General features: G+C 33.9%; 6 protein-coding genes. 3 read left to right on the plus strand and 3 right to left on the minus strand.

Annotation, left to right across the window (positions count from 1 at the left end):
• A partial coding sequence (groEL, locus tag BIY23_RS01525) for a chaperonin GroEL (protein WP_261722485.1) occupies positions 1-1,239 on the plus strand: 1,239 nt, incomplete at its 5' end.
• A gap of 96 nt (positions 1,240-1,335) precedes the next feature.
• Here the strand turns inward: groEL and BIY23_RS05195 are convergent.
• The 3 genes from BIY23_RS05195 to era form a co-directional block, all read right to left on the minus strand.
• Entirely contained in the window at positions 1,336-1,485 is a 150-nt protein-coding gene (locus tag BIY23_RS05195) for a hypothetical protein (RefSeq protein WP_186820128.1), read from the minus strand.
• A 259-nt stretch (positions 1,486-1,744) separates the two neighbouring features.
• Positions 1,745-2,563 (minus strand): 3'-5' exonuclease, encoded by an 819-nt coding sequence (locus BIY23_RS01530; protein ID WP_070064789.1) that lies wholly within the window; start codon positions 2,561-2,563, stop codon positions 1,745-1,747.
• The gene (gene era, locus BIY23_RS01535) at positions 2,556-3,422 is read right to left on the minus strand and encodes a GTPase Era (RefSeq protein ID WP_070064858.1); all 867 of its coding nucleotides are present in this window, start codon (positions 3,420-3,422) and stop codon (positions 2,556-2,558) included. Before era ends, BIY23_RS01530 begins: the two co-directional genes overlap by 8 nt.
• 129 nt (positions 3,423-3,551) lie before the next feature.
• Between era and BIY23_RS01540 the strand changes: the two genes are divergently transcribed.
• A complete protein-coding gene (locus BIY23_RS01540) occupies positions 3,552-5,288 on the plus strand; it encodes a type I secretion system permease/ATPase (RefSeq protein WP_070064790.1) in 1,737 nt (578 codons plus the stop codon).
• A 54-nt stretch (positions 5,289-5,342) separates the two neighbouring features.
• Entirely contained in the window at positions 5,343-5,471 is a 129-nt protein-coding gene (locus BIY23_RS05380) for a hypothetical protein (RefSeq protein WP_261722486.1), read from the plus strand.
• Positions 5,472-5,806: the final 335 nt, after the last annotated feature.

Genomic DNA, 5,806 nt, shown 5'->3' on the forward strand with positions numbered 1-5,806 from the left:
ATTATTACTTCAGATAAAACGGATGAAGTGAAACAAGTTGCAACTATTTCTGCAAATGGTGATAGGGAAATAGGTGGAAGTATTGCTGATGCTGTCAAGAGAGTGGGAAAAGAAGGTGTAATTACTGTGGAAGAAGGTAAAAGCTCTCAAGCATTAGAGGTTGACTTTACTCTTGGTATGAAACTAGATCGTGGATATATTTCTCATCATTTTGTGACAAATCATGAGAAGATGATTTGTGAATTTGATGATCCATATATTTTAATTACAAACAAGAAATTAAGTATCGTACAGCCTTTGTTGCCTATTCTTGAAGCTGTAGTAAAATCTGGTAAACCTCTGCTGATTATTGCAGAAGATGTTACAGATGAAGCATTAACAGCTCTAGTTTTGAATAAATTGCGTGGTAGTTTAAGAATTGCAGCAATAAAAGCTCCAGGTTTTGGAGATCGTAGACAAGATATATTGCAGGATATAGCAATCTTAACTGGTGCTAAAAATGTGATAAGTGATGACATAGGAGTAAAGATTGAAGAGGTACCTCTTACAGATCTTGGTAGTGCAAGAAAGGTTATAATTACTAAGGAAGATACTATAATTTCTAATGAAAATAGTAACTCAGATGCAATAGGAAAAAGAATGACTCAGATTAATTCCCAGATTAATGCTTCAACATCTGATTATGACAAAGAAAAACTCAGAGAACGTTTAGCAAAATTAGCAGGTGGGGTAGCAGTAATTAAAGTTGGCGGTGCAACAGAAATGGAAGCTAAAGAACGTAAGGACAGAGCTGAGGATGCATTACATGCAACTAGGGCTGCTTTAGAAGAAGGAATAGTACCTGGTGGTGGTGTTGCGTTACTCTATGCTGCAGCTGCACTTGATAAATTAAAAGGTAATAATGATGAAGAGCAAATAGGTATAAATGTTATTAAAAGGGTTCTCAGTGCACCAATCAGAAGGTTAGTTGCAAATGCTGGTCTTGAACATGCCGTAATTGTTGACCACCTGCTCAAACAAAATGATAGGGATCTTATATATAATGTTGAAGCTATGAATTATGCTAATGGATTTACAGCTGGTGTAATTGATCCATTAAAAGTAGTACGTGTTGCTTTTGAAGTAGCTGTATCTACTGCAAGTCAGCTCATTACTACTAACAATATGGTAGTCGAGATTCTTGAGGAAAACAATAATACTTCTGCTGCTCCTATGGGGGGAGGAATGGGAGACTTCTAACGAAAATGAAGAATCATGGAGCAAGAATTTTTTTGCTCCATTTCTGCCTGCTATAAAGAACTTAAAAAACCAATAAATCGCAAAAGGTTTACTTATCTACACTTTTTTCCTTTCTTTCGCAATAGGTTTAGTAGTTTCTTCAATAGCAACATCTTGAATTTGTTGTGTTAAAGTTTTATCGCTAGTAGGATGTGTTACTAATCTATAATCAAATTCAAGTCCTTGTTCTGGCTGATAAGAAGGCATTGAGCTAGAACATGACTGTTCGTGGTTCCATGCTGTAACCCTGGTGTTTTGTTACTCTTGATATTATTACACATAATTACCCCATACTATTAATGTAGCATATAACACTATTTATGTGTTACGTAATAAAACGGGTAACAAATTTCCTATACCATGTCAACTACAAAATTCCAACAAATTACTTCTTCTTAAAAAGCCAATTTTGTGGATAGATACAGTTGGCAGTTCTACCCTGTTACAGCCCACTCGTCTACAGACTTTAAATATAAAAAACCCCATTACAAACTGTTTCCCATTCTTCCTTAAATTTTTGTAGATGTTCCTTTTCTTCACACATTAAAAGTAACTCTTCTACACATTTATTATAGTTATGAGTGGCAATTTTACCTTGATGGTGCATAAATCTTAAATAAATAAGATAAGTATTCACTACATCTGTTTCACAGTAATCTCTAATTTCTTCTAGTTTACCATCATCATATAAACTAACAACTTTCGACCCATCAACAGCAATTTTACCAGGGAGATTAAATGCTGCACAGATTTCGTTCATTTTCATTCTTGCAGATGCACCAAAATCAGAAAGTAATTCAAGTAAATCGCAATGCCAATCATTACTATATCTTTTATTATAACTATTCCATTTATCTCCAGCTTTATGAAAATATTCTGCTTGAATACCATGTACCATAGCACGATATTTAAGTACAGGTATATCGAAAGTACGTCCATTAAATGTTACTAGTCTAGGCTTTTTCTCTGCTATATAGTTAAAAAACCCCTTTACTAACTCTTTTTCACAAGAATGCAATGTACCGCCAGATCTAATTTCTTGTAAGCTAAAAATTTCATACCCATTATTATAACTAATACTGCATAGTAAAAAACTAATAGCTATGACTTGGTGAAAAGGTTGACGTAAGAAGTCATTTTTTCCACCTGTAACTTCAAGATGATATTTAGTTAACAGGTCTCTTCTTGCTTCTACACTAAGATCATCACTAATATTAAATAAGTTTTTACAGTAACTTACATCTGGTATAGTTTCAATATCAAATACTAATAATGATTTAAACATTACCAATATACTCTTCTGGACGATCACTCCAGCATCTCACTTTAACAAACAAAAAAAGATGGACTTGACATTCAAAAAATCTCTCTAGTTCATGACGTGCTTCTATGCCTATCTTTTTAATGTTATTTCCATCTTTCCCTAAAATTATTTTTTTATGGCTATTTCTTAAAACAAAAATCACTTGTTTTATAATTAAACTTTTATCCTTTTTCTCCATATATTGTTCAGTAACTACTGCTGTAGCATATGGAAGTTCTTCGTATAAATTTAAGAATAATTTTTCTCTTGTGATCTCTGCTGCAATAAAACTATTTGATAAATCAGTAGACTGGTTTTCAGGATAAAACCATGGACTATCAGGAGCAATGTCAGAAAGATAATGTATTAAATCAAAAAGCCCATCATTCTTTAATGCTGATACCATAAAAATCTTTTCAAAGTTATATAATACACCGAGAAATTCATATGTTCTCTTCAAAGTAGGTCTATCTATTAAATCAATCTTGTTTATAACCAAAATACATCTGCATCGTAATCTCTTCACTATATCAGTAACCTTTTCTTTATAATTAGTTGCATCAACAAGCAAAAGCGTGACATCATTACCTTTAATTGCTGACCATGCAGATTTAACAAGTGATTTTTCAAGGATAGTTTTTGCAGTAAAGAGCCCTGGAGAATCAGTAAAAACAATTTGGGTATTGTTATATATTATGATTCCTCGTATCTGTGTACGTGTAGTTTGTGGCTTAGGTGTCACAACTGCAATTTTTTTACCCACTATACTATTGATCAGGGTAGATTTACCAGCATTGGGCAACCCAGCAATTGTTACGAATAAACATTTTGACTCTTTCACATTTAAAATACAATACTTAAAATATAGTAATTCATCTTGATTTATTTTCAACTTTAAGTTTCTTAATTCTTTACTCTTACATTTACGTTAAGTAAAACTTTAATAGTAAACTTATTAAAAGGAAAAATTATGGAGATTACACAGTCAGCTAAAAGAGAATTAAAGCAGAGCGTATTACATACATGTCTTGAAAAATGCAAAAGTGCATTTTGGTTTATTTTCTGGTTTAGCTCTGGAATCAATTTACTCATACTATTCTTACCACTCTATACTTCCCAAGTACTTGATCGAGTTATATCAAGTGGAAGCAAAGAAACATTGCTTATGCTCACAATTATTACCCTAGTTGCATTTGCATGCTCTGCAATGCTAGAAACTTGCAGATATTTAGCTATGACAAAAATTGGAGATTGGATGGATCAAAATATTGTGCCAGATCTTATATTAAGATCTATCAGATTAACATCTATACAGAGTGCAACTTCAAGTGGTGAAGCAATTCGTGATCTCACAGCAATAAAAAATTTTATTACAGGACATAGCGTATTTTCACTATTTGATACTCCATGGTCATTAATTTATTTAGTCGTAATTTTTATGATACATCCATCCACAGGATTTATTGCAATAGCAGGAGTAATAATATTAGTTTCTGTAGCAATATTAAACGAAATTGCTACTAAACGAATACTGCTAGAAACACATGAAGAAACTATACGTAATATTCATGCTATAGATATCGCAACCAGAAATGCAGAAGTAGTTGAAGCTATGGGTATGGCTGAATATATAGTTTCTGATTGGTGCAAACTCAATGATCAGAATCGTGCAATGCAAACTAAAGCACAAAATCGTTCAAATATAATAACTGGAATAACAAAATTTTTGCGTTCAACTTTGCAGATATCAGTCATAGGAACTGGTGCTTATCTTGCGATAACAGCGTATAAATCTGCTGGTAGTATAATAGCTGCTTCAATCCTAATGGGTAGAGTCTTAGCACCTTTTGACGTAGCAATTAACACGTGGAAGTTTTTTAACCAGGCCATGATGTCATATAAAAGGTTACAAAGACTTATATTAACATCACCAAAAAGAGAGCAAGCTATGGCTTTACCTGAGCCACAGGGAAAAGTGGAATTTAATAGAGTATTTTTTACTCCGTATGGAAGTAACAAGCCAACGATAAAAGGTCTATCATTATTGATAGAGCCAGGAGATGTGGTTGGTATCATTGGTGCTAGCGCTTCTGGTAAATCTACAATAGCCAAGCTCATTGTCGGAGTATGGAAACCTATATCTGGTGTAGTACGGTTAGATGGTGCAGATGTTTATACTTGGAACCGTGAAAATTTTGGTAAGTATATTGGTTATTTACCTCAAGATATAGAGTTATTTAATATCAGCGTAAAAGCTAATATTGCACGTATGAGGCCCGACTCAAATGCAGAAGAAATAATAGCAGCAGCAAAAGCTGCTGGTATACATGAAATGATACTCAGTTTACCAAATGGATATGATACAATTATAGGGAATTTTGGCATTACACTCTCTGGTGGCCAAAAACAGTTACTTGGTCTTGCTCGAGCTTTATATGGCAATATAAAGCTTTTAGTGCTGGATGAGCCAAATGCAAATCTGGACAGTAACGGGGAGGCATGTTTAATAAACGCAATTAATGCTGCAAGACAACGCAATACTACTGTTATTGTGATAACACATAAGTTACCTTTATTATCTGTGGTGGATAAAGTAATTTTAATGTCTGATGGTATGGTTTATGCTATAGGACCAAGGGATGAAATCCTAAGTAAACTGGTTACACCATCAAATACCCATGCAAAACATCGAGATGAAGTAGCTTAAGAAACGAGCTAGAAAAATATGGGGTTGGCCAACCCAACCTAAGGTAGGTAGTTCATGTCATTTTTTTTAGAACCTGTACGCGATCTAAAAGAAAAGGTAAGAATGTATAAAAAGAATATAAGTCCAAGCGATGTAAGTAAAGAGCAGTTCACGATCATATTGCCAGAGCTTGAATCTTATTGAAAGAAGACAAAACCAAGGAATGTGGGATGTATTTTGTGAAGTATTGGATATGTTTTGAAAAGTGGTTGCCAATGTGGAATGTTACCGAAAGAATTTCCAAAGCTGTTATGATTACTTCAAGAAGTGGACAGGACACAAATAAAGAAAGTATTCTAGCGCTAGAAAAATAGTTGGCGAGGTCCGACGAAACAATGGTCGGAAAGAAAAAACCAGCTTCTGCATAATTGATGCACAAAGTGTCAAACACAGAGATACTGCTAAAGAGAAAGGGTATGGAAAAGGTAAACGCCATATTGCAGTAGATACGTAAGGCATGCAATTTACGTGACAACAGA

It is taken from the genome of Wolbachia pipientis (genome assembly GCF_001752665.1).
GTDB lineage: Bacteria > Pseudomonadota > Alphaproteobacteria > Rickettsiales > Anaplasmataceae > Wolbachia > Wolbachia pipientis_A.

What these genes read in the sequence shown, in the direction of transcription:
- BIY23_RS01540 (WP_070064790.1), top strand. Translation starts at nt 3,552, where the DNA reads ATGGAGATTACACAGTCAGCTAAAAGAGAATTAAAGCAGAGCGTATTA.
- BIY23_RS05380 (WP_261722486.1), top strand. Translation starts at nt 5,343, where the DNA reads ATGTCATTTTTTTTAGAACCTGTACGCGATCTAAAAGAAAAGGTAAGA.
- BIY23_RS05195 (WP_186820128.1), bottom strand. Translation starts at nt 1,485, where the DNA reads ATGCCTTCTTATCAGCCAGAACAAGGACTTGAATTTGATTATAGATTA.
- BIY23_RS01530 (WP_070064789.1), bottom strand. Translation starts at nt 2,563, where the DNA reads ATGTTTAAATCATTATTAGTATTTGATATTGAAACTATACCAGATGTA.